Annotated in this window: 19 protein-coding genes; 7 read left to right on the forward strand and 12 right to left on the reverse strand. The window is 72.4% G+C overall.

Annotated features, from left to right (window positions below; genetic code table 11):
• Positions 1-35: 35 nt before the first annotated feature.
• The 4 genes from BHU06_RS11715 (at position 36) to BHU06_RS11730 (ending at position 6,557) form a co-directional block, all read left to right on the forward strand.
• Positions 36-677 carry a response regulator transcription factor gene (locus BHU06_RS11715; protein ID WP_070399368.1) on the forward strand — a complete coding sequence of 214 codons (642 nt, stop codon included), beginning with the start codon at positions 36-38 and terminating at the stop codon, positions 675-677.
• A 93-nt stretch (positions 678-770) separates the two neighbouring features.
• Positions 771-1,205, forward strand: a complete 435-nt coding sequence (locus tag BHU06_RS23120) for a hypothetical protein (protein WP_175442840.1) — start codon at positions 771-773, stop codon at positions 1,203-1,205.
• Positions 1,206-1,296: 91 nt separating this feature from the next.
• Positions 1,297-2,841: a methyl-accepting chemotaxis protein gene (locus BHU06_RS11725; RefSeq protein ID WP_070399370.1), complete on the forward strand. Its 1,545-nt coding sequence runs from the start codon at positions 1,297-1,299 to the stop codon at positions 2,839-2,841.
• An 8-nt stretch (positions 2,842-2,849) separates the two neighbouring features.
• Complete coding sequence (locus BHU06_RS11730; RefSeq protein ID WP_175442841.1) at positions 2,850-6,557, forward strand: CHASE domain-containing protein; 3,708 nt, start codon at positions 2,850-2,852, stop codon at positions 6,555-6,557.
• Between the two features lie 18 nt (positions 6,558-6,575).
• On the opposite strand, the gene BHU06_RS11735 is transcribed toward BHU06_RS11730, so the two are convergent.
• From BHU06_RS11735 to BHU06_RS11775, 9 genes are all read right to left on the reverse strand, one after another.
• Positions 6,576-8,597, reverse strand: a complete 2,022-nt coding sequence (locus tag BHU06_RS11735) for a PAS domain S-box protein (protein WP_070399372.1) — start codon at positions 8,595-8,597, stop codon at positions 6,576-6,578.
• Between the two features lie 103 nt (positions 8,598-8,700).
• Positions 8,701-10,380: a SulP family inorganic anion transporter gene (locus BHU06_RS11740; protein WP_070399373.1), complete on the reverse strand. Its 1,680-nt coding sequence runs from the start codon at positions 10,378-10,380 to the stop codon at positions 8,701-8,703.
• An 87-nt stretch (positions 10,381-10,467) separates the two neighbouring features.
• Complete coding sequence (locus tag BHU06_RS11745; RefSeq protein WP_070399374.1) at positions 10,468-11,913, reverse strand: NAD-dependent succinate-semialdehyde dehydrogenase; 1,446 nt, start codon at positions 11,911-11,913, stop codon at positions 10,468-10,470.
• The gene (locus BHU06_RS11750; protein WP_070399375.1) at positions 11,910-12,668 is read right to left on the reverse strand and encodes an SDR family oxidoreductase; all 759 of its coding nucleotides are present in this window, start codon (positions 12,666-12,668) and stop codon (positions 11,910-11,912) included. Before BHU06_RS11750 ends, BHU06_RS11745 begins: the two co-directional genes overlap by 4 nt.
• A gap of 9 nt (positions 12,669-12,677) precedes the next feature.
• Complete coding sequence (locus BHU06_RS11755; RefSeq protein WP_070399376.1) at positions 12,678-13,634, reverse strand: PDR/VanB family oxidoreductase; 957 nt, start codon at positions 13,632-13,634, stop codon at positions 12,678-12,680.
• The gene (locus BHU06_RS11760; protein ID WP_070399377.1) at positions 13,631-14,671 is read right to left on the reverse strand and encodes an aromatic ring-hydroxylating dioxygenase subunit alpha; all 1,041 of its coding nucleotides are present in this window, start codon (positions 14,669-14,671) and stop codon (positions 13,631-13,633) included. Before BHU06_RS11760 ends, BHU06_RS11755 begins: the two co-directional genes overlap by 4 nt.
• Positions 14,672-14,690: 19 nt before the next feature.
• Positions 14,691-16,211 (reverse strand): tripartite tricarboxylate transporter permease, encoded by a 1,521-nt coding sequence (locus BHU06_RS11765; RefSeq protein WP_070399378.1) that lies wholly within the window; start codon positions 16,209-16,211, stop codon positions 14,691-14,693.
• Positions 16,208-16,708: a tripartite tricarboxylate transporter TctB family protein gene (locus BHU06_RS11770; protein WP_083293180.1), complete on the reverse strand. Its 501-nt coding sequence runs from the start codon at positions 16,706-16,708 to the stop codon at positions 16,208-16,210. Before BHU06_RS11770 ends, BHU06_RS11765 begins: the two co-directional genes overlap by 4 nt.
• Positions 16,709-16,715: 7 nt before the next feature.
• Positions 16,716-17,687 carry a tripartite tricarboxylate transporter substrate binding protein gene (locus tag BHU06_RS11775; protein ID WP_070399380.1) on the reverse strand — a complete coding sequence of 324 codons (972 nt, stop codon included), beginning with the start codon at positions 17,685-17,687 and terminating at the stop codon, positions 16,716-16,718.
• A gap of 126 nt (positions 17,688-17,813) precedes the next feature.
• On the opposite strand from BHU06_RS11775, the gene BHU06_RS11780 reads away from it, so the two are divergent.
• Positions 17,814-18,731 (forward strand): LysR substrate-binding domain-containing protein, encoded by a 918-nt coding sequence (locus BHU06_RS11780; RefSeq protein ID WP_070399381.1) that lies wholly within the window; start codon positions 17,814-17,816, stop codon positions 18,729-18,731.
• Here BHU06_RS11780 and BHU06_RS11785 read toward each other — a convergent pair.
• Genes BHU06_RS11785 through BHU06_RS11795 form a run of 3 tightly spaced genes read right to left on the reverse strand, consistent with a single transcriptional unit; the run spans position 18,722 to position 22,016 of the window.
• Complete coding sequence (locus BHU06_RS11785) at positions 18,722-20,047, reverse strand: sulfatase (protein ID WP_070399382.1); 1,326 nt, start codon at positions 20,045-20,047, stop codon at positions 18,722-18,724. The two genes, BHU06_RS11780 and BHU06_RS11785, sit on opposite strands and share 10 nt — an antisense overlap.
• A 7-nt stretch (positions 20,048-20,054) precedes the next feature.
• A complete protein-coding gene (locus tag BHU06_RS11790) occupies positions 20,055-21,023 on the reverse strand; it encodes a tripartite tricarboxylate transporter substrate binding protein (protein ID WP_070399383.1) in 969 nt (322 codons plus the stop codon).
• Positions 21,024-21,053: 30 nt separating this feature from the next.
• Positions 21,054-22,016 carry a tripartite tricarboxylate transporter substrate binding protein gene (locus BHU06_RS11795; protein WP_070399384.1) on the reverse strand — a complete coding sequence of 321 codons (963 nt, stop codon included), beginning with the start codon at positions 22,014-22,016 and terminating at the stop codon, positions 21,054-21,056.
• A 110-nt stretch (positions 22,017-22,126) separates the two neighbouring features.
• On the opposite strand from BHU06_RS11795, the gene BHU06_RS11800 reads away from it, so the two are divergent.
• Together BHU06_RS11800 and BHU06_RS11805 are read left to right on the forward strand one after the other, a co-directional pair.
• Positions 22,127-22,645: a MarR family winged helix-turn-helix transcriptional regulator gene (locus BHU06_RS11800; protein ID WP_070399385.1), complete on the forward strand. Its 519-nt coding sequence runs from the start codon at positions 22,127-22,129 to the stop codon at positions 22,643-22,645.
• Between the two features lie 71 nt (positions 22,646-22,716).
• Positions 22,717-23,790 carry a cyclopropane-fatty-acyl-phospholipid synthase family protein gene (locus BHU06_RS11805; protein ID WP_254668157.1) on the forward strand — a complete coding sequence of 358 codons (1,074 nt, stop codon included), beginning with the start codon at positions 22,717-22,719 and terminating at the stop codon, positions 23,788-23,790.

The raw sequence follows: 23,790 nt of genomic DNA on the forward strand, positions 1-23,790 counted from the left end.
ACGGCCGACACGACCACAACGGAGAACCCCCCCTCATGAGCGACATCTACCTGGTTGACGACCACGCCATGCTGCGTGACGGACTGAAGGCCGTGCTGGAGGACGCCGGCCACCGCGTGGTGGGCGAGTCCGCCGACCCCACGGCGGCCCTGGCCGAGATCGTGCGCCTGGCGCCGTCGGTGGTGCTGCTGGACCTGCACCTCGGCCTGCGCTCGGGCTTCGAGCTGCTGGAGCAGCTGGTGCAGCGCAAGGCCCCGTCGCGCGTGGTCATGCTCACCATGTCGGCCCAGCCGCGCCACGTGGCCGAGGCCATGCGCCTGGGCGCTTTCGGCTACGTGCTCAAGGGCTCGCCCGCGCGCGAGGTGCTGGAGGCGGTGGAGGCGGTGGCCGCCGGCCGCAAGCACCTGGGCGGGCCGGTGGCGCAGTTGGCCGTGGAGGGGCTCACGCAGGCGGACGACAACAACCCCCTGGCCGCGCTGTCGGTGCGCGAGCGCCAGGTGATCCAGCTGGTGGTGCAGGGCCACACCAGCGCGGCCATCGGCGAGCAGCTGCACCTGTCGCCCAAGACGGTGGAGAGCTACCGCAGCCGGCTCATGGCCAAGCTCGGCGTGAGCGACCTGCCCGCGCTGGTGCGGCTGGCGATCCGCGAGGGCCTGATCAGCGCCGACGACCTCTGACACGGGGTTCCCCGCTGCCCGCGCGTCCAGATTTCCCCGCAGCGCCGGCGCGGCCGCGCGCGCACCATCCTTGCCATGGACCTGGAGATCGACATGGCACCCACCCTACCCCCCGGCCTCGGGCACGGCAGCCTGCAGGTGCTGGTGCTGGTGCTTTGCCCGCGCGGCCAGGCGCTGCAGGACGTGCGCGAGCAGGTCGCCCGCTGGGCGGTGCCCGGACAGGTGCGCTGGACCAGCGACCCGGTGGAGGCCCTGCGCCTCGCGCTGGCGCAGCCGCCGGCGCTGGCGATCGTTGACGCGCGCCTGGACCGCGCGGGCGGCCGCGCCCTGGTGGGTCAGCTGGCGCGCTGGCGCTCGGACCTGGAGGTGTTCATCTTCGACGACCCGCCGGCCGAAGGCCTGCGTGGCCAGGGCAGCCTGTGGCACTGGTGCGAGCTGCCGCGCGTGCTGCGCTGGTGGGCGAGCCGCCACCTGCCGTCCCAGGCCGTGCCCGACAGCCTGCCTGTCCCGCTGGCTCGCGCCGCCTGAACCAGGCGCCCGGCCGTCGGAATCAGGGTTTCCTGGCACAAGTCCCCCGTTCTCCCGCCGAAAGCCTGGGAATCCCCCTCTGGAGATCGCCATGCGCAACAACGGACCCGTCACCCGGCGCGAATACCTGATGCAGGAAGGCCAGACCCTGGTCTCCACCACCGACCTCAAGAGCCGCATCGTCTACTGCAACCCCTCGTTCGTCGAGGTGAGCGGCTATGAGCGCGAGGAACTCCTCGGCCAGCCGCACAACATGATCCGCCACCCCGACATGCCGCAGGAGGCCTTCCGCGACATGTGGGCCACCATGCAGGGCGGCCACCCCTGGTCGGGCCTGGTGAAGAACCGCCGCAAGAACGGCGACCACTACTGGGTGCTGGCCAATGTGACACCGGTGATCGACGGCGGGCGCATCACGGGCTACATGTCGGTGCGCACCAAGCCCACGCGCGAACAGGTGCAGGCGGCCGAGGCGCTGTACGCCCGCATGCGCGAGGAAGCGGCGGTCGGCCGCGCGGTGCACGTGCTGTCGGCCGGCGAGGTGCGGCGCCGCGCGCCGCTGGCGCGCCTGGGCCGCGCGGCGGGCTGGGTGTTCGCGCAGCGCACCCTGCTGTCGCTGCTGGCCATGGGCGCGGCCGGCGCGCTGCTGGGCGCTTACCTGCCCAGCCACGCCGCCGCCATCGGGCTCACCAGCGTGGCCGCGCTGCTGGCGGGTGCCTGGCTGCAGCGCCAGGGCGACCGGCCGCTGGGCCGCATCCTGCAGTCGGCCAACCGGCTCGCCGCTGGCGACCTGGCCACGCGCAGCGCCGACGCCGCCAGCGGCCTGATCGGGCGCATCCACCGCGGCCTGTCGCAGCTCAACGTGAACCTGCAGGCCGTGGTGAGCGACGTGCGCACCCAGGTCGAGGGCATGCACCACGCCACGCGCGAGATCAGCGCGGGCAGCGCCGACCTGAGCGCTCGCACCGAGGCCCAGGCCGGCAACCTGCAGCAGACCGCGGCCTCGCTGGAGCAGATAACGGCCACCATCCGGGCCAACGCCGAGTCCTCGGGCCGCGCGGCCGAGCTCGCGCGCCAGGCGCGCGGCCAGGCCGAGCGCAGCGGCAAAGCCATCGAATCGGTGGCGCGGCGCATGGCCGACATCCAGGCCGCCAGCGAGCGCATCACCGAGATCGTCGGCGTGATCGACGGCATTTCCTTTCAGACCAACCTGCTCGCGCTCAACGCGGCGGTGGAGGCCGCGCGCGCCGGCGAGCACGGCCGCGGCTTCGCCGTGGTGGCCGGCGAGGTGCGCTCGCTGGCGGCGCGCGCGCGCGATTCGGCCAAGGAGATCAAGGCGCTGATCCAGGCCTCGCAGGAGCAGGTGGAGGCCGGCGCGCGCCTGGTGGGCGAGACGCGCGCCACCGTGCAGGAGAGCGCCGGCAGCATCGGCCGCGTGAGCGAACTGGTGGCCGAGATCAGCGCCGGCTCCAACGAACAATCCCAAGGCGTGGCGCAGGTCAATGCGGCCGTGGCCCAGCTCGACAGCCTGACGCAGCAGAATGCGGCCATGGTCGAACAACTTTCCGCATCGGCCGCCTCGCTGGCGGCGCAGGCCGGCACCGTCACGCAGACGGTGCGCGTCTTCAAGCTCTGATGGCGGCGATGGGGCTTGCCAGCGGCGGCCGTTCCTGGCCCTGGGTGGCCATCACGCTGCTGTGCGGGGCCCTGCTCACGGCCGTGGCGGTGCTCCACCGCGAACGCGCCAACGACGCCTACGTGCGCGCGCGCTTCGAGGCGCAGTCGCGCGAGGTGGCCGACGACATCACCCACCGGCTCTCGCTCATCCAGTACGGCCTGCAGGCGACGCGCGGCGTGGCCCAGCAGGCGGGCGAGCATGGCCTGACGGTGGACGACTTTCGCGCCTACATGCGCTCGCGCGACCTCGAGCACGAATTCCCCGGCGTGCGCGGCTTTGGCTTCATGCGCCGCCTGCCGCCCGGCGGCGAGGACGACTACCGCCGCCTGCGCCAGCGCCTGGGCGTGGCGGACGCGCCGATCCGCGGCCAGGGCCCGAACGGGGGCGAGCGCATCGTGGTCGAGCTGGTGGAGCCCCTGGCGCTCAACCACCAGGCGGTCGGCCTGGACATCGCCGCGGAGCCGTTTCGCCGCGAGATGGCCGCGCAGGCCGTGCGGCGCAACCGCCCGTTCATGTCGCGCCCGACGACGCTGGTGCAGGCGCCAGGAGCGCGTGCCTTTGTCGTCATGTTGCCGGTGTTTCGCCGGGGCATGCCGATCGACAGCCCGCAGGAGCGCGACGCCGCGGCCTATGGCTGGGTCTATGCGCCGATCGTGTTCGACGACCTGGTCGCCGGGCTGCCGCTGCGCGAGCAACTGATCTCGCTCACGCTGACCGACATCACCGAGCCCGAACTGGCCGAGCCTTTCTTCAGCACGGCGGCGCTGGGCGAGGCGCCATCGGCCGGCGCGCTGTCGCAGGCCCTGCTGCGCGTGCCCTTCGGTCGCTCCTGGGCGATCCACACCGAGGCCCGGCCCTCGTTCGCTTCGCAGTTCGACCTGCCGTCGCCGCGCGGCGTGGCCTGGACGGGCGCGCTTGGCACGGTGCTGCTGGCGGCGCTGCACGCGCTCTGGCTGAACCTGCGCCGCCGCCACCGCCAGACGGCCGAGCTCAACGCCCGCCTCGAAGACCGCGTCGCCGAGCGCACGCGCTCGCTGGAAGACACCGAGCGCTTCCTGCGCACCGTGCTCGATGCCGTGCCGTCCATGATCAGCTACTGGGACCGCGACCAGATCAACCGCGCGGCCAACCGCGCCAACCTGCACTGGCGCCAGCCCGAGGGCGGCACGATGGTGGGCCTGCGCGTGAAGGACACCCTCGACGAGGCCACCTACGCCCGCCTGCAGCCGCGCATCGAAGCCGTACTCGACGGCCGCCAGCAGACCTTCGAGGTCACCGTGCGCACGCCCGCCACCGGCGAGCCGCGCGAGCTGCGGCTGACCTACCTGCCCGACGCGCGCGACGGCCGGGTGCATGGCTGGTACGCCGTCGTCGACGACGTGACCGAGCGCAACCGCAACCGCCGCGAACTGGAGGCCGCGCTCACGCTGCAGGCCACCGAGCGCCTGCGGTTGCAGAGCATCCTGCGGGGCACCAACGCCGGCACCTGGGAATGGAACATGCTGACCGGCGATGCGCGCTTCAACGAGCGCTGGGCCGAGATGCTGGGCCACGACTACGACGTGCTGAGGCCCAGCCACGTGCGGGCCTGGCGGGACCATGTGCACCCCGAGGACCTGACGCTGGCGCGCGAGCGCCTGCGCCGGCACATCGACGGCGAGCTGCCGTTCTACGAATGCGAGGTGCGCATGCGCCACGCCGACGGGCGCTGGGTCTGGGTGCTCGACCGCGGCCAGGTGCAGACGCGCAACGAGGACGGCGCCCCCGAGTGGATGTACGGCACCTCGCAGGACATCAGCGAGAGCAAGGCCAACGAGCAGAGCCTGCGCGAGGCCATGCGCGCGGCCGAGGCGGCCAGCCAGAGCAAGAGCGCCTTCCTCGCCAACATGAGCCACGAGATCCGCACCCCGCTCAATGCCGTGCTGGGCGTGGCCCACCTGCTGGGCGACACGCCGCTCGACGCCTCGCAGCGCGCCCTGCTCGACAGCGCGCAGACCGCGGGCCGCGCGCTGCTGGGCATCGTCAACGACGTGCTCGACGTGGCCAAGATCGAGGCCGGCGAAATGCGCCTGGCCGACGAGGCCTTCGCCCTGGGGGGCCTGCTGCGCGAGGTGGAATCGGTCTATGCGCTGCCGGCGCGCGACAAGGGCCTGTCGCTGTCGCTGTGCCTGCCCGAGGACGTGCCGGCCTACGTGATGGGCGACGCCGCGCGGCTGCGCCAGGTGCTGGTCAACCTGGTGGGCAACGCGCTCAAGTTCACCCAGCAGGGCGGTGTCGTCATCAGCGCCGAGGTGCTGCGCGGCGGCGAAGGCCCGCAGCTGCGCCTGAGCGTGCGCGACAGCGGCATCGGCATCCCGCCCGAGGTGCAGGCACGGCTGTTCCAGCCCTTCACCCAGGCCGACGAAACCACCACGCGGCGCTTCGGCGGCACCGGCCTGGGCCTGTCCATCGTGCGCCGGCTGGTCGCGCTCATGGGTGGGGACGTGGGCCTGAACAGCGAGCCCGGCCGGGGCAGCGAGTTCTGGCTGCGCGTGGCGCTGCGCCCGGCCAAGGCCTCGGACCTGCCGCGGCCCGCGCCGCCCCCCGCGGCCAGCGACTCGAACGGCCTGGCGGGCCTGGCCGTGCTGCTGGTGGATGACAGCGAGATCAACCTGGACATCGCGCGGCGCATGCTGGAGCGCCAGGGCGCGCGCGTGCAGACCTGCGGCGACGGCGAACAGGCCCTGGGCTGGCTGCGCGCCTCGCCCGCCGCCTTCGACGTGGTGCTGATGGACGTGCAGATGCCCGTGATGGATGGCCTGGAGGCCACCAACCGCATCCGCAACGAGCTGCGCCTGGTGGATCTGCCGGTGATCGCACTGACGGCCGGCGCGCTGGCCGACGAGCGCCGCCGCGCGCTGCAGGCGGGCTTCAGCAACTTCCTGGCCAAGCCGATCGACCCCGAGGAACTGATCGAGGCGGTGCGCCGCGCCGCCTCGGCGCGCGGGGCCTCGACGGCGCATGCGCCGGCGGCGGTGCCGCGACCGGCGCCCGTGGCGCCCGGCCCCGTGACGCCCCGAGCACCCGCCGGGGACTGGCCGGCGATCGAGGGCATTGATGCGGCGGCCGCGCGGCGCCAGCTCGGCGGCGATCTGTCGCTGTTCCAGCGCCTGCTCGCGCGCCTGCTGGCCGAACACGGCGACTGGGCGGCGCTGCCGCCCGGGGCCGCCGACCGATGGGACGGCGAAGCGCGCATGGCCTGGCGGGCCCGGGCCCACCGCCTGCGCGGCAGCGCGGGCGTGCTGGGTGCGTTGGCCCTGTCTCGCGCCGCGACCGCCTTGGAGACCGCACTGGAGCCGGGCGGCGAGCCCGCGCCCGCCGGCGCGGCACTGGCGGCCGTGCACGCCGCGTTCGACGCGCTGCGGGCGGCCGTGCCGGCCGAGGCCACGCGCCCGCGACCGGTGCCTTTGGCGACGCCCGGCCCCGATCCCGACGCACCGGCGCTGGCCGCGCAGCTTGAGCGGCTGGCCGAGCAACTGGCGACGCAGGACCTGGACGGTGTCGAGACCTTCGAGGCCTGCCGCGCCGCGCTGGAGGTTCACTTCGGCGCCGAGCGCGTGGCCGCCCTGGCCGCGGCCATCGACGGTCTGGATTTCGCCACCGCGCGGCGCCTGCTCGACGGCACCTCGGCCTGACGGGCCCGGCCGGCGCGCTCAGCCCGGCGTGCAGGGCTGGCGCAGGCGCTGCACCAGCCGGTCGATCGCCTCCAGCAGGTCCTCGCCGGTGTTGGGCTTGTCGATCAGCTCGGTGATGCCGGCGGCCGCGGCGTCGCGGCGCAGCTCGGTGCTGAGGTAGCCCGAGGTGATGGCCATCGCCGCGCCGGGCTGGTGCACGCGCAGCGCGCGCACCAGCTCCACGCCGTTCATGCCGGGCATGGAGTGGTCCAGGATCGCCAGCTCGTAGTCCACCTCGCCATTGCGCACCGCGCGCAGGGCCTCGATCGGGCTGGTGAAGACGCGTGGCTCGTGCCCCGCACGGCGCAGCAGGCGCTGCATGAGGTCGGCGATGAGTTCGTCGTCGTCGACGTAGAGGATGCGCGCGCCGCGCACGGCCGGCGTGGCGCGGTGGGCCTCGGGCGCCGCCGCCGGTTCGCCGCCGTCTACGGGCGCGGCCGCCGCGCGGAAGTACAGGTCGAACCGCGTGCCCTCACCCGGGCGGCTGCGCACCTGCACCACGGCCTGGTGGTCGCGCAGGATGCCATGCACCACCGCCAGGCCCAGGCCCGTGCCCTCGCCCGGCGGCTTGGTGGTGAAGAAGGGCTCGAACAGGTGGGCCAGGGTGGCCTCGTCCATGCCCATGCCGTTGTCGCGCACGCTCAGGCGCACGCCGAGCGCGGGCCAGTCCTGCGTGGGGCCCTGGGCCAGCACGCCGGCCACCGGCAGGGGCGGCGGGCCGGCGTGCGGCTGCAGTTCGATCTCCAGCCGCCCGCGCGAGCGCTCGGGCATGGCCTGCCAGGCGTTGGTGCAGAGGTTGAGCAGCACCTGCTGCAGTTGCGTCGGGTCGGCCAGCACCGGAGGGGTGTCGGGGTCGCAGCGCACGCTCAGCTCCACGCCCTTGGGGATGGTGGCGCGCAGCAGGCGCACCGATTCGTCCACCACCGGTTGCAGCGGCATCACGCGCCGTTGCAGCGCCTGGCGGCGGCTGAAGGCCAGGATGCGGCGCACCAGGTCCTTGGCGCGCGCGCCGGCCTTGAGGATTTCGCCCACGCTATCGGCCACGGCGGGCGCTTCGCGGGCGTCGTCGAGCGCCAGGCGTGCGTTGCCCAGGATGGCCGCGAGGATGTTGTTGAAGTCGTGCGCCACGCCGCCGGCCAGCGTGCCCAGCGCCTCCAGCTTCTGCGACTCGCGCAGCTGGGCCTCCAGCGCGAGGCGCTGGTCCTCGGCCCGGCGGCGCTCGGTGAGGTCGAAGTCGATGCAGAAGATCTCGACGCCGCGCTCGGGGTGCTCGGTGATGATCTCGCTGCACTGCACCTCCACCGCGGCGCCGTCCTTGCGCAGCAGCCAGTGCACGCCGGTGTTGAGCGTGGCGCGCCCGTCCAGCGTGCGCTGGTGGTTGCGGTCGAAGCTGCCGCGCAGCTCGGGCGGGATCACCAGCTCCAGCATGCTGCGGCCGATGGCCTCGTCGGCGCGGTAACCGTAGACGTGCTCGGAGCCCTTGTTCCAGTAGCGCACGATCATGTCGGGCCCATAGGCCTGCACGGCGATGTTGGGGATGCTGTCGAAGATGCGGCGGAAGCGGTCGTCGCTGGCCAGGTCGAGCGAGCGCGCCCGCACGCTGTCGGTCACGTCGCTCACCAGCACGGTCCAGTGCACGCGGCCGTCGGGCTGGGGGCGCGGTTTGCCCATGGCACGCAGCCACTTCTGGCGGCCCCGCGCGTCGACGATGCGCCACTCGTGCGCCCAGGGCGTGCCGCGCCGCGTGGCCTCTCGGAAGCCGCTGCGCAGCAGGCGGCGCTGCTCGCGCGGCGCCATGAGCCAGATCACCGCCTCGTGGGCCAGGATGGTGGCGGCGTCCACGCCCCAGAGCTCGGTGCAGCCTTCGCTGATGTACACCAGCGATCCCTGGCCCCGGGCGTCGAAGTCGTAGCGCATCAGGGCGCCCTGCACGAGCAGGGCGAACGCGTCGAGTTGCGCGAACTCGTCAGGCGTCTCCTGGGAACCGGAACTGAGGTTCAACCGTTTCTCCGCGCGGGCGTGAACACCGGTCTGTTGGGGAATGTACGACCAACAGCCTTTTCGGCGCGACCGCGCCGGTCTTGAGCCGACCGACAGGGTGGCGTCAGTCCCGGGGGGCGGCTTCGGGTTCGGCGGTGGCGCCCTGCGCGATGGCCTGCAGCGCCTCCGCCTCGGTGCGGTACAGGTGCAGGCGCTCGTTCTCGTACAGGTGCCCGGCGGTGCGCAGCACGCGCTCCACCGGCAGCTTCACGCCCACCAGGTGCAGGTGCACGCGCTGGTCGTCGAGGCGCTCGCGCAGGCGGCCGAAGGCCTCGGCACCGGTGGCGTCGATCCAGTTGATGGGGTGCGCCACCAGCATCACGTGCGTGGTGTCGGGCTGCTGCTGCAGGTGGTCGGCCACGGCGCGCTCCAGGGCGCTGGCGGTGGCGAAGTCCAGCGCCGCGTCCATGCGCAGCGCGCACAGGTGCGGGGCCAGCGGCGGCAGCTGCCACAGGTGGCGGTCGCGCAGGCTGCCGTCGGGGTGCAGGCCCACCTCGATGATGCGCGGGTGCAGGCGCAGGTAGAGGAACAGCGTCAGCGCCATCACCACGCCGGCCAGCACGCCCCAGTACAGGCGCGGCGCGGCCAGCAGCGTGATGGCGAAGGTGGCGCCGGCGATCAGCGCTTCCACGCGCGACAGGCGCCACAGGAGCAGGAAGGCGCGCGGCTTGATCAGGCCCCACACCGGCAGCACCACGATGGCCGCCAGCACCGCCAGCGGCACATGGTGCAGCAGCGGCATGGCCAGCAGCAGCGCCAGCAGCACCACCGCCACCGAGAACACCGTGGCCCAGGCGGTTTGCGCGCCCGCGTACAGGTTGAGCGCCGAGCGCGAGAACGAGGAGCTGGTGGGCATGGCGCCGGTGAGGCCCGAGGCCAGCTTGGCCAGGCCCTGGCCGATGAGGTCCTGGTCCTGGTCCCAGCGCGCGCCGCGCTGTCCGCTGTCCACTTTGGCGCTGCTGGCCGTCTCCAGGAAGCTCACCAGCGTGATCATGAGCGTGGGCAGCACCAGCGCGCCCAGGGTCTCCCAGCCCGGCCAGCCGGGCAGGAAGAGCGCGGGCAGGCCCTGCGGCAGCGTGCCGATGACCGGGCCGCCCTGGGCCTCGAAGCCCAGCAGCCGGCTCAGGCCCGCGCTGACCAGCACCAGCACCAGCACCGAGGGAAAGCCCGGGCGCAGCCGGCGCGCGCCCACCAGCAGCGCCAGCGCGCCCAGGCCGAAGGCGAAGGCCTGCAGGTGCCAGCCGCGGCCCGCGAGCAGGGCGCCCATGTTGTCGAAGCCGGTGAGCGCGGGCAGCTGCGAGGCGATGATCAGCACCGCCGCCGCCTGGGTGAAGGCCATGAGCACCGGCGAGTTCACCAGGTTGAGCAGCCAGCCGTAGCGCACCAGCCCCAGCAGCACCTGCAGGGCGCCCGACAGCAGGGCCAGCCACACCGCGAGCTGCACCCATTCGGCGCTGCCCGGCGTGGCCAGCGGCGCGAGCGAGGAGCCCACCAGCAGGCAGGTGAGCGCCGTGGGGCCCACCGACAGCCGCGGCGAGGCCGAGAACAGCACCGCGATGAGCGCCGGCAGCAGCGCGGCGTAGATGCCCGTGACCAGCGGCATGCCGGCCAGCGCGGCGTAGGCCACGCCCTGCGGCACCACCATCAGGCCGACGGTGAGGCCGGCGAGCGCCTCGTTGCGAAGCAGCGCGCCGTCGGGGCGGGGCCACTGCAGGAAGGGCAGGAAACGGTGCAAGCGCGGCATGGGGCGGTCGGTCGACGGGAACGGGAAGCCGGAGCCGGCGATTATCGACGGCGGGACCGCGCGGCCCTCCGCCGCGCCCGGCGGACCTCAGGCCACGAAGTGCGTGAAGCGCGTGTCCAGGTAGGCCTCCATGCCTTCGATGCCCGATTCGCTGCCGTGGCCGCTGTCCTTCACGCCGCCGAACGGCGCCTCGGGCACGGACACGCCCAGACCGTTGATCGCCAGGCTGCCCACCTCCAGCCGCTCCGACACCTTCAGGATGGCCTTGGCGCTGTCGGTGAACAGGTAGCCGGCGAGGCCGTAGGCGTTGTCGTTGGCTCGGGCGATGGCTTCGTCGAGCTGGTCGAAGGGCGCCACGCAGGCCACCGGGCCGAAGGGCTCGTCCTGCATGGCCGGCGCGTCCTGCGGCGCATCGGCCAGCAGCGTGGGCGCGACGAAGCAGCCGACCGCCGGCGCCTCGCCCGCGAGGCGGCGCGCACCGCGCTGCACGCTGCGCTCGATCAGGTCAAGCACGGCCGCGCGGCGGCGCTGGTTGGCCAGCGGCCCCATCTGCGTGCCGGGCGCCAGGCCCGGGCCCAGCACCAGGGCGCGGCTGGCCTGCGCGAAGGCGTCGATGAAATCCACGTAGAGCCTGCGCGCCACGTAGAAGCGTGTGGGCGCCAGGCAGGCCTGGCCGGCGTTGCGGAACTTGTGCGCCACCATCAGCGGCACCGTGCGCGCGAGGTCCGCGTCCTCGCAGACGATGACCGGCGCGTGACCACCCAGCTCCAGGGTGATGCGCTTGAGGTGGCGGCCCGCGAGCTGCGCCAGGTGGCGGCCCACGGGCACCGAGCCGGTGAAGCTCAGCTTGCGGATAACCGGCGAGGCGATCAGCGCCTCGGAGACCTCGGCGGGCACGCCATAAACCAGCTGCAGCGCGCCGGGCGGTAGCTCCTCGGCCAGGCAGGCCACCATGGCCGCCACGCTCGCTGGCGTCTCCTCGGCGCCCTTGAGGACGATGGAGCAGCCGGCCGCGAGCGCGCCGCCGAGCTTGCGCGCCGACAGCACCAGGGGGAAGTTCCAGGGCGAGAAGGCCGCGACCGGGCCCACCGGCTGCTTGAGCACCGTCATGCGGCTGTCGGGCTGGCGCGCGGGGACCACGCGGCCGTACACGCGCCGCGCTTCCTCGGCGTACCACTGGATGAGGTCGGCGGCCATCAGGCATTCGGCGCGCGCCTCGGCCAGCGGCTTGCCCTGCTCCAGCGTGAGCAGCGTGGCGATGTGTTCGCAGCGCTCGCGCATGCGCGCCACGCCGCGCGCCAGGCGTTCGCCGCGCTGGTGGGCCGGCACGCGGCGCCAGTGCTCGAAGCCCTCGGCGCTGGCCCGCAGGGCGTCCTGCAGGTCCTTCGCGCTGGCCAGCGCGAGTTCGTCGAGGGTCTGGCCATCGGCCGGGTTGACGATGGCCTGGCGGCGCTCGCCGCCGCCGCGGCGCCACGCGCCAGCGATCAGCAGCTCGGGGCAGCGGTAGGCGTGCAGTTGTTGGGGAGCGCTCATATGTTGCGTCCCCCGTCCACGTCCAGGCAGACGCCGGTGAGGTAGGCGGCCTCGTCGGAGGCGAGGAAGGCCACGGCCGAGGCCACGTCGCCGGGGCGCGTGAAGCGGCCCAGGGGAATGCGCGCCAGGAAGCGCTCGCGGTTCTGCGGCGTGTCCTCGGCGCCCATGAAGTCGCCCAGCATCGCGGTCTCGCCGATCATGGGGTTGACCGCGTTGACGCGCACGCCCGAGCGCGCGAACTCAAGCGCCAGGCCCTTGGTGAGGTTGATCATGGCGGCCTTGCTGCCGCTGTACCAGGTGAGCCCGGGGCCGGGCCGCACGCCGGTGGTGGAGGCCACGTTGACGATGGTGCCACCGCCCTGCGACACGAAGCCCGGCAGCACCGCGTGGGCCGACCAGAACAGGCTCTTGAGGTTGACGCGGTAGACGCGGTCGAACTCTTCCTCGCTCACGTCCAAGGCGGGCTTGTTGCGGTGCGTGGTGCCGGCGTTGTTCACCATGATGTGCAGCCCGCCCAGGGTGTCGCGGGTGCGCGCCACCATGCCGCGAAAGGCCTGCTCGCTGGCGACGTCGCAGGCCGTGGCGCCGGCGCGGCCGCCTGCGGCGCGGATCTCCTCGGCCACCCGTTCGGCGCCGTCGAGGTTGAGGTCGGCGATCATCACGGCGGCGCCGCGCTGGCTGAGCAGGCGCGCGATGGACGCACCGAAGCCTGAAGCGCCACCCGTGACGATGGCGACTTTGTCGTTGAGTTGCATGGATTTCCTCTAGATGTCGAGCACCAGCCGGTCGCCGGCGCATCGCGAAACACAAACCAGCACCCGCCGCTGGGCCGCGCGTTCCTCGGTCGAGAGCACGCTGTCCAGGTGCAGGGCCTCGCCGTCGAGCAGGGGCGCCTCGCAGGTGCCGCACAGGCCCTCGCGACAGGCGAAGGGGTGCTCCACGCCCAGCCGCTCCAGCGCGTCGAGCACGCTTTCGTGCGGGGCCACCGTGGTCTGCAGCCCGCTGCGCGACAGCCGCAGGACGAAGCCGCGGCGCTCGCCGCCGTCCTCGGTTGCGCTGGCCTTGAAGCGCTCCATGCGCACCGAGCCCGCGGGCCAGTGCGCGCTGGCGCGCGCCAGCGCGTCGAGCATGGGCGCGGGGCCACAGGCGTAGAGGCCGTCCCAGCGCGCTTCGGCGAGCAGCGGCGCGGCGTCGATCGGTCCGCCCTGTTCGTCGTCGAAGTGGGTGCGCAGGCGCGCGCCCGCCAGGGCCTTGAGTTCGTCGTGGTAGGCCAGGCGCGAAGCGCTGCGCGCGCAGGCCAGCAGTTCCCAGTCCAGACCTTGCGCCGCGCAGTGCCGCGCCATGGCGACGATGGGCGTGACGCCGATGCCGCCGGCCACCAGCAGCACGCGGCGGTGCGCGGGGTCCATGGCGAACAGGTTGCGCGGGGCGCTCACGCGCAGCACCTGCCCGGTGCGCAGCTGGTCGTGGATCCACGAGGAGCCGCCACGGCTGTGGGCGTCGCGGCCCACGGCCACCAGATAGTGGGGCTGGCGCTCGGCGCCATCGGCGTTGACCAATGAGTACTGGCGCGTCAGTCCGTTGGGCAGCGCCAGGTCGACGTGCGCGCCCGGCGCCGCGCCGGGCAGGGCCGCGCCGCCGCGGTGGCTGAGCTCGATCGCGAGCACGTCGCGGGCGAGCGAGCGCACCGCGCTGACCACGACCTCGGTGCCGCCGTTCATGCCTGCGCGCCCGCTTCGGCCTTGGCCAGGCGATCGATCAGCCAGCGCGCCTGGTTCAAGCCGGCGTCGGCGGCGATTGGAACCAGCGGCCGGTCCGGCGCCTGGCGCATGACCTTCTGCTGCGCCTCGATCATGGCGCGGTCTTCCTCGAAGGCCACCACCACGTCGCGGTAGATCTGCTCGGTCATGGCGTCGTTGTCGAGCTCGAAGTTGCGCGCCTGGCAGAACCAGTAGTGGCTGGTGTGCTCGGTCTCGGGGGTCTGGATCGAGGTGTGGCGGAACTGCAGGGCCTCGGGCACGCGCGTGCCCTGCGGCGCGCCGCTGCCCGCGGGCGCGGAGCCGGCGTCCATGCGCAGCACGGCCGGCGGCGTCCACTGGTAGATCTGCCAGCGGTCGACCTTGCCCTCGAACCGGGCCACGCGCTTGTGCAGGTTGGGCATCTCGTCGTCGAGGTACCAGCGCGTGATGGTGAGGCTGCCGTTGCCCGTGGTGTCGCGTTCGATGCGCGGCTTGAGATCGGCCGCGCTGCTGGTGCCCAGCGTGGTGGGGTGCACCCAGGCCAGGTGGGTGAAGTCCAGCAGGTTGTCCACGATCAGCCGGTAGTCGGCCTGGTAGTGGATGTAGCCCGGCTTCATGCGCCACTCGGGCGAGTCGTGCCAGAAACAGTCGACGATATCCTCGGCTTTGGCCAGGGCCGGATCGCCCATCCAGATCCACACCAGGCGGTTGCGCTCCACCACCGGGTAGCTGCGCACGCAGGTCTTGGGCGGGATCTGAGCCTGGCCCGGGATCTCGACGCAGGCGCCCGAGGGGTCGAACTTCAGCCCGTGGTACAGGCAGCGCACGCAGTCGCCTTCCTTGCGGCCCAGGTGCAGCGGGGCGGCGCGGTGGCAGCAGCGGTTCTCCAGGGCCACGGCGCGGCCCTGGCTGTCGCGGTACAGCAGCACGGGCTCGTTGAGCAGGGTGCGTTCGAACAGGCCCTCCGGGGGCACTTCGATGTCCCAGGCGGCGACGTACCAGGCGTTGCGGATGAACATGTCTCGCTCCAAAAACGTTTTACGAAGAGGCTTGCTGGCGCGCCTCGCGCGCCCGCCAGTGCAGCCGCAGGCCGCGCACCAGGGGCTGCAGCACGGCCAGCGCGCAGGCGGCCAGCAGCGCGGCGGCGATCGGGCGCATGAAGAAGATGGACCAGGACCCGGAGGAGACGCTGAGCGACTGGCGCAGCGTCGACTCCAGGATGTCGCCCAGCACCAGGCCCAGCACCAGCGGGATCACCGGCAGGCGGCCCAGGGCGCAGGCCCAGCCGAGTACGCCTGCACCGAGCGCGACCCACACGCCGTACATGGAGCTGCTGGTGGAGTAGGCGCCGGTGAAGCACAGGGCCAGGATCGCCGCGCCCAGCCAGCGCGGGTCGAGCCGGCTGAGCCGCGCGAAAGGCCGCGCCAGCACCAGCAGCAGGAGCATGGTGGCGATGTTGATCGACACCAGCGCAGCGAAGATGCCATAGACCAGGTCGGGCTGGTCGGTGAACAGCGTGGGGCCCGGAACGATGCCGTGCACGATGAACACGCCCATGATGATGGCGGTGATGGCGTCGCCGGGGATGCCCAGGGTGAGCACGGTCAGCATGGCGCCGCCGCTGTTGGCGTTGTTGGCGGTCTCGGCGGCGACGATGCCCTCGGGGTTGCCCTGGCCGAAGCTCTCGGGCTGTTTCGCGGCGCGGCGCGCGGCGAAGTACGACATGGTGGTCGACAGCGCCGAGCCCACGCCGGGCAGGATGCCGATGGCCGTGCCGATGCCCAGCGAGCGCAGCAGGGTTCGCGGGTAGCGCAGCGGCTCCAGGAAATGCTCCAGCCGCGGCTTGCCGAAGGCGGCCATGGGCTCCGCCGTGCGCTCGCCGGGCGGGCTGGACAGCAGCACCAGGGCCTGCGCCACGCCGAACAGGCCGATCACCACCGGCACCAGGGGCAGGCCGGTTTGCAGCGCGGTGAGGCCGAAGGTGAAGCGCTGCTCGTTGGAGGTGGGGTCGATGCCGACCGTGCCGATCAGCAGGCCCAGGCCGATCATCATCACCGCGCCGGCGATCTGGCGCTCATAGGCGCGGGCGATGAAGATCATGGCCAGCAGCGCGGCCATGAAGTTCTCGGCCGCGCCGAAGCGGCTGGTGAACTGCGAGACCGGCGCGGCGACGAAGGCCAGCACCAGCGCGCTCACGATGCCACCGACGAAGGCCGAGGCGAAGGCCAGCGACAGCGCACGCTCGGCCTCGCCGCGCTCGGCCATGGGCGCGCCGTCGAACATGGTCATGATGGATGAGGCCTCGCCCGGCGTGCGGATCAGGATGGAGGTGACCGCGCCGCCGTAGTACGCGCCGACGTAGATGCCCAGCAACAGCGTGATGCCGGCCAGCGGGTTCATGCCATAGGTCAGCGGCAGCATCACCGCGATGGCCACGCCCGGGCCGATGCCGGGCAGCACGCCGATCACCACGCCGGTGAGGGCGCCCACGGCCACGGCCAGCAGCACGGCCGGGTGGGCCAGCCCCGCGAAGCCCATGAAGGGTTCGATCCAGCTCATGCCAGCCACCCTTTGATCCATGGTTCGATCCAGGGCTCGGGGAACCACACGTGGAACAGCTCGACGAAGACCAGCTGCAGCACCGTGGCCGCGATCACGGCGAACAGCGCCGAGGCGCGCCAGGGCAGGCCGGCGCCGCGGCAGGCGGCGAGCAGGAACAGCGCCACGCCCGGGGCGAAGCCCAGCAGCAGCACAGCGGGCACCAGCAGAACGAAGAGCGCGAGCCCGGCCAGCGCCACGCCGAGGCGGCCTTCACCGGTCTCCACTTCCTCGTCGCCCAGGGCCGCGTCGCCGCGCTGGTGCAGGCGCAGCAGGTGGACCAGCGCGCCCAGCAGGATCAGCCCGGCCGCCAGCAGCGGAAAGGCGCCGGCGGATTCGTACCAGTGCGCGGCCAGCTCCGTGCCATTCACCAGCGCCGGCAGGTTCAGGGCGATGGCCCCGGCCATGAGGCCTAGGACCACCGAAAGGGATCGCGCCACGGCGCCCGGCAGACTCATCGCGCGCTCACTTCTTCACCAGACCCAGCGATTCCATGACCGGGCGCAGCCAGGCCGCGTCCTGCTGCATCAGCGCGCTGGTCTGCTCGGGCGAGAGGTGCTCGAACAGCGTGCCCGATCTGTCGGCGTAGGCCTTCACCAGCGGGTCCTGCAGCGCGGCGTCGAGCGCCGTGGCCAGCGTCTGGATGATCTCGGGCGGCGTGCCCTTGGGCGCAAACAGGCCGGTCCAGATCGACACGTCGAAGCCGTAGCCCAGCTCCTTGGCGGTCGGCACGTCGGGGAAGGCGGGCAGGCGCTTGGGCGTCATGGCCACCAGCACGCGCGCGTTGCCGGCCTTGACCTGTCCCATGATGTTGATCGACTCGACCGTCACCACGTCGGCGTCGCCCGCGTTGAGCTGGGTGTAGCCCGGCGAAGGGTAGGAGACCAGCTTGGGCTTCCAGCCGTCGATGCCGGACATGCGCACCACGCTTTGCGTGGGCACGGCACCCGGACCGAAGTTGCCCAGGATCACTTCCTTGCCCTTGGCGTGCGCGGCCAGCTCCTTCATGGTCTTGAAGGGCGCGTCGGCCTTGGCGGCCACCACGAAGGGCAGCACGTTGTAGATGCCGATGGGCGCCATGTCGGTCATGGCGTAGGGTGCATTGCCGGCGATCACCTGCGAGACCGCCGGGCCGATGTTGATCGAGCCCAGGGTGTAGCCGTCGGGCGCGGCCTTCACGAACTCGGCGGTGCCGATGACCGCCTGGCCGCCCGGCTTGTTGATCACCTGCACCGGCACGCGCAGCTGCTTGCTCAGCGCCTGCGAGACGGTGCGCATGCCGACGTCGGCCGAGGTGCCGGCGGGCCAGGGCACCACCACCTCGATGGGCTTGCTGGGGTACTTGGCCTGCGCGTGCGCCAGGCCGGCGATGAGCAGGCCGGTGGCCGCGGCGAGAGTGGTGCGCAGCAGGAAGCGGCGCCGCTGGAGGAAGCTCATGTTGTCTCCTGTCGTTTGTGTGGGGAGAGGGTGGGAGCGATGCTAGGGAGGGTTCGTGATCGGCACCAAATCGCTTTTGCCGACCTATGATCCGCAAACCCGATCTCCGTAGAAACCCTGGACCTCATGAAACTGCAGACCCTGCAAGCGCTGATCGGCATCGAGGAGCTGGGCAGCATCCGCGCCGCCGCCACGCGCATGCACATGTCGCAGCCCGCGCTCACGGCGGCGATCCAGCAGCTCGAGGCGGAACTGCAGGCGCCCTTGCTGGCGCGCAGCAAGCAGGGGGTGAGCTTCACGCGCTTCGGCCAGGCCTTCATGCGGCACGCGCACCTGATCGTGTCGGAGAGCCAGCACGCGCAGGATGAGATCGCGCAGATGCGCGGCCTGTGGGAGGGGCAGGTGCGCTTCTCCACCTCGCCAGCGATCGCGCTGGCGGTGCTGCCCCAGGCCCTGACCAGCTTCTCGGCCAAGTACCCCGGCGTGGTGCTGTCGGTGCGCGACGGCCTGTACCCCGGCGTCACGCCCGCGCTGCGCGAGGGCACGCTGGACTTCGCGATCACGCCCGCGCATCGGCAGGAGGTGCAGAGCGACATCGTGGCCGAGCCGCTCTACCAGAGCGACATCGTGATCGTTGCGCAGCGCGAGCACCCGCTCGCGCAGGCCACTAGCGTGGCCGAGCTGCGCGACTGCCAGTGGGTGCTGTCGAGCGCGCCGGGCGGGCCGGGGGCGGTCATCGATGAGGTGTTCGCGCGCGCCGGCCTGGGCGAGCCGCGGCTGGGCATGGTGTGCGAATCCTTCCTCGCCCTGCCGGGCGTGGTGACGCATTCGCGCATGCTCTCGACCATGCCGCGCACCCTGTTCGAGATGAACGCCTTTCGCGAGTCGCTGTGCATCGTGCCGGTGCGCGACGCCATGCCCAGCCCGACGATCTGCGTGCTGCGCCGCCACGACCTGCCCCTGACGCCGGCCGCGCGCGAGCTGATCGGCTGGATCCAGCACGTGGCGCTGGCCGGCCGGCGCGCGCTGGCCGATCAGCGCTGAGGCATGTCCTTATACGAGTAGCCCAGGCTCACCGTCGCGTCCTCGGGGATCGGCGGCATGCTGGCGTTCCAGGCCTCCCAGCGCTCGCGCATGGCGGCCAGGCGTTCGGGTTCGCGCGGCGCCAGGTTGGCGCGCTCGCGCGCGTCCTTGGCGATGTTGAAGAGGTAGTCGTTGCCGTCCACGCGCAGGTACTTCCAGTCGCCCTCGCGCAGCGCGCGCTGGCCGCGGTGGTTCATGCGCCAGTGCATGGGGCGCTCGATGCGCGCGCCAGCGTCGCGCCACACGGGCAGCAGCGACACGCCGTCGGGCGCGCAGGCGGGGTCGGGCGCCACGCCGGCGGCGTCCAGCAGGGTGCGCGAGAAGTCCATGCTCATGCCGTGCTGCGCGGTGCTGCCGCCGGCCGGCACCTGCGCGGGCCAGTGCACGATCCAGGGCACGCGGATGCCGCCCTCGGTGAGGTCCATCTTGCCGCCCACCAGGGGCCAGTTGTCCGAGAAGCGCTCGCCGCCGTTGTCGCTGGTGAAGACGACCACGGTGTTCTCGGCCAGGCCGTGCCGCTTGAGCGCGTCCATGATCCAGCCGATGCCTTCGTCCATGTGGTGGATCATGCGGCGGTAGCTCTCCACGTTGCCGCCGTGCAGGTGGAACAGGTTCTTCGCCAGCTCGGGCGCGACGTGGGCGTCGTCGCGCGTTTCCCAGGGCCAGTGCGGCGCGGTGTAGTGCAGGCTCAGCATGAAGGGCGTGCCGCCCTGGGCGCCTGCGGCCATGCGGTCGACGTAGTCCACGGCGCGCCGGCTCAGCAGGTCGGTGAGGTAGCCCTCCTCGGCCTTTTCCTCCTCGCCGAACCACAGGTCGTGGTCGCCGGTGCTGGCGCAGTGGGTGAAGTAGTCCACGCCGCCGGCCATGGGGCCGAAGAACTCCTCGTAGCCCGAGCGCAGCGGCCCGAAGGCCGGCGGGTAGCCCAGGTGCCACTTGCCGATCAGCGCCGTGCGGTAGCCCGCGCCGCGCAGCAGCGAGGGCAGGGTGGGGTGCTCGGGCGGCAGGCCCAGGGTCTGGCTCTTGCGCGCCTTGCTGTTGATGGGCTCCTCGGCCGCGCCGCGCAGCCGGTACTGGTAGCGCATGGTCATCAGCGCGAAGCGCGTGGGCGAGCACACCGGCGAGTTGGAATAGCCCTCGGTGAACTTGAGGCCACCGGCGGCCAGCGCGTCGATGTTCGGCGAGACGCGGCCGAAGCCGGCTTCGCGGCCGCCGTAGCAGCCCAGGTCGGCGTAGCCGAGGTCGTCGCAGACGATGTAGATGATGTTGGGGCGGTTCATGTCGCGATCATTCCACTTTCATGCCGGTGGCCTTCACGATCGCGCCGTAGCGCGCGTTCAGGTCGGCCAGGCGCTGGCTGGCGGCGGCGCCGGTGAGGCCTTCGTAGAACAGGTCCAGGCCGTTCATGCGGGCCTTGACGTCGGGGCGCCGCAGCGTCTCGGCGATGGCCTTGCCGATCTGCTGCACCAGGGCGTCGGGCGTGGCGGCGGGCGCCATCACCACGTAGAGCACCTCCTGCTCCAGGCCTTTGAAGCCGAGCTCGCCCACGGTGGGGATCTCGGGCGCGAGCGCCGAGCGCTGGCGGCTGGTGACGGCCAGGGCGGTGATCTTGCCGGCCTTCACGTGCGGCAGCATGCCCGGCGTGGCCAGCGCGCCGCCGTCCACCTCGCCCGCGAGCACGGCGGTAACGGCCGGTGTGTTGCCGCGGTAGGGCACGTGGGTGAGCTTGTGCCGGGTGGCTTCGGCGAACACCTCCACCGCCAGGTGGCCCGGGCTGCCGCTGCCGGCCGAACTGAAGTTGACGTTCTTCGCCCCGCTCTGCTCCACCAGCTGGGGCAGGGTCTTCAGGCCGGTGGAGGGGTGCACGCCGATCAGCAGGCCCGAGGAGGCCATGATGATCACGGGCTTGAGGTCCGCGGCCTTGAAGCCCTGGTTGGGGTAGAGGTGCGGGTTGATGGTGAAGGTGGTGTCGATGCCGAACAGCAGGGTGTTGCCGTCGGGCGCGGCCTTGGCGGCGTCGGCCGCGCCGATGTTGCCTGCCGCGCCGGGCTTGTTGTCCACCACGAAGTTCTGCTTGAACCGCTCGTGCAGCCCCTGGGAGACCGAGCGCGCCAGGATGTCCGCCGGGCCGCCCGCGGGGAAGTTGGTGACGAAGCGCACGGTCTGCGCGGGCCAGGCCGTCTGGGCGTGCAGGGCGGGGGCGGCGAGGGCGGCGGCGAGGGCAAGGCCCAACAGCGCGCGGCGGCGAGCGGTCATGAAAAAAACTCCTTCGGACAAGGCGGGTGCTCAGTCGAGCTGGATGCCGGTGGCCTTGATCGGGGCCTCCCAGCGCTTGAGGTCGGCCGCCTGGGCGGCGGCCAGTTCGGCGGGCGTGGAGCCCACGGCGTCGTAGCCCAGGCCGAGCAGGCGCTCGCGCAGGGCGGGCGTCTTCACCGCGGCGGCCACGGCCTTGGACAGGCGGTCGCGCGCGGCGGGGTTCATGTTCGCGGGGCCGTACATGGCGAACCAGGCGGTGGCCACCATGTCGATGCCGCTTTCCTTGAGCGTGGGCACCTCGGGCACCTGCGGGTCGCGCTGCGCGCCGGTCACGGCCAGGATGCGCACCTTGTTCGTGCGGTGCAGCTCGGCGGTTTCGGAGACGACGTCGAACTTGTAGTCGATGTGGCCGCCCAGCAGCGCGGTGTTGGCCGGGCCGCCGCCCTGGAAGGGCACGTGGTTGAGCTTGGCGCCCACCTGCTGCTCGAACAGCACGCCCATGAAGTGCGGCAGCGTGCCCAGGCCCGGCGTGCCGTAGGAGGCCACCCCCGGCTGCGCCTTGGCGGCCTGCACCATCTCGCCCACGGTCTTGGCCTTGCTGGCGGGGCCGGCCACCACGCCGAACTGGAAGTTGGCGATCAGCGAGACCGGGCTGAAGTCCTTCACCGCGTCGTAGTCCAGCTTCTTGTAGACGTGCGGGAACAGCACCATGGGGCCGCTGGGCAGCACGATCACGGTGTGGCCGTCGGGCTCGGCGCGCTTGACGAGGTTGAGCGCGATGCGCCCGCCCGCGCCGGGCTTGTTCTCCACCACGATGGGCGCGTACTGGTCGCGCAGGTGCTCGCCGAGCAGGCGGGCCAGGGTGTCGGCCGAGCCGCCGGGCGGAAAGCCCACCACGATCTTCAACGGGGTCTTGTCCTGCGCGAAGGCACCGCCGCCCAGGGTGAGGGCGGCGAGCAGGCTGGCATGGATCAGGCGGCGGCTGAAGGTCATGGTGTGTCTCCGGGTGTGGTTGTCGTGGTGCGGGTGGTCCCGCTTGGAGCCGGCCATGCTAGGGATTCACAATCGATTGCGGAAATCAACCGTTCTACGGGTTTACCCTGATGTCATCCCCCCCTGCCGGGACCGACCGGCTGCTGCACCCCGAGCGCCAGGCCGACTTCCTGCTCTACCGCCTGTACCGCATCCACATCACGGCCGGGCGCACGGTGGTGCGGATGTGCGAGGAGCGGCACGGCATGACGCGGCGCGAGTGGCGCGTGCTGTCCTTCCTGGCCGAGAACGAGGGCGTGCTGTCATCGGCGCTGGCCGAGCGCGCCATGCTGGACCGGGCGCGCACCTCGCGCACCCTGACCTCGTTGGCGGGCAAGGGGCTGATCGAGCGCCGGCCCAAGCCGCACGACCGGCGTGAGGTGCAGATCTTCCTGAGCGAGGCGGGGCGCCGGGTGCACGACGACATCTTCCCGCGCATCGCGGCCATCAACCACGCGCTGGTGCAGGGCCTGACGCCCGAGCAGCGGCGCGCGCTGGACGCCATGGTCGCGCACGTGCAGGCCCTGGCCGACGGCATGCTGGCGGGCGAGGCGCCGCTGGCGCGCGACAACCCGGACGACGACCACTGAGGCGGCGCGTCGGCGCTCCCCCGGCTGATCCACGGCGCGCCCTCCCGCGTACAAGGACCATTCGCCACTTCATGGGGGCCCGCATGGCGCTCGATCTGTCTTCCGTGGCCCTGCAATGGGCCGAACGTGGCTGGCTGCCCGAGCCGGCTCTGCGCCTGGGCATCCGGCGCCTGCTGCGCGAGCGGCTGGACGAGACCCGCCACCAGGACCCCGAGGGCGCCGCCGCGCTGACGCAGGCCTTCCTGGCCTCGCTGCGGGCCGCGCCCCTGGCGCTGCACACCGACAAGGCGAACGAGCAGCACTACGAGCTGCCGCCCGCCCTGTTCGAGGCCATGCTGGGCCCGCAGCGCAAGTACAGCTGCTGCTGGTGGCCCGAGGGCGTGTCCTCGCTGGAGGCCGCCGAGGAGGCGGCGCTGGCCGAGACCGCCGCGCGCGCCGGCCTGGCCGACGGCCAGCGCATCCTGGAGCTGGGCTGTGGCTGGGGCTCGCTCAGCCTGTGGATGGCGGCGCACTACCCGAACGCCAGCATCCTGGCGGTGTCGAACTCGGCCTCGCAGCGCGCCTTCATCGAGGCCCAGGCGCGCGCGCGCGGGCTGGGCAACCTGCGCGTGCTCACCTGCGACTTCAACGCCTTCGGCGAGGACGGCGCGCACGACGGCCAGTTCGATCGCGTGGTGTCGGTCGAGATGTTCGAGCACCTGCGCAACTGGCCCCAGGCCTTCGCCAAGGTGGCGCGCTGGCTGCGCGACGACGGCCGCTTCTTCATGCACGTCTTCGTCCACCGCGAAGCGCCGTACGCCTTCGAGGCCCGCGACGCCAGCGACTGGATGAGCCGCCACTTCTTCTCGGGCGGCATGATGCCCAGCGACGACCTCGCCCTGCTGTGCCAGGACGACCTGGCCCTGCTGGAACGCTGGCGCTGGGACGGGCGCCACTACGCGCGCACCGCGGCGGCCTGGCTGGAGCGGCTGGACGCCCATCGGGAGGCCCTGCGGCCGGTGTTCGAGTCGGTCTACGGCGCGCGCCAGGCGCCGATGTGGTGGCAGCGCTGGCGGCTGTTCCTGCTGTCGGTGGAAGAGCTGTTCGGCTACGACCAGGGGCAGCAGTGGTGGGTGAGCCACTACCTGTTCGCGCCGCGGCGCTGA

Source organism: Hydrogenophaga sp. PML113 (assembly GCF_001777155.1).
GTDB lineage: Bacteria > Pseudomonadota > Gammaproteobacteria > Burkholderiales > Burkholderiaceae_C > Hydrogenophaga > Hydrogenophaga borbori.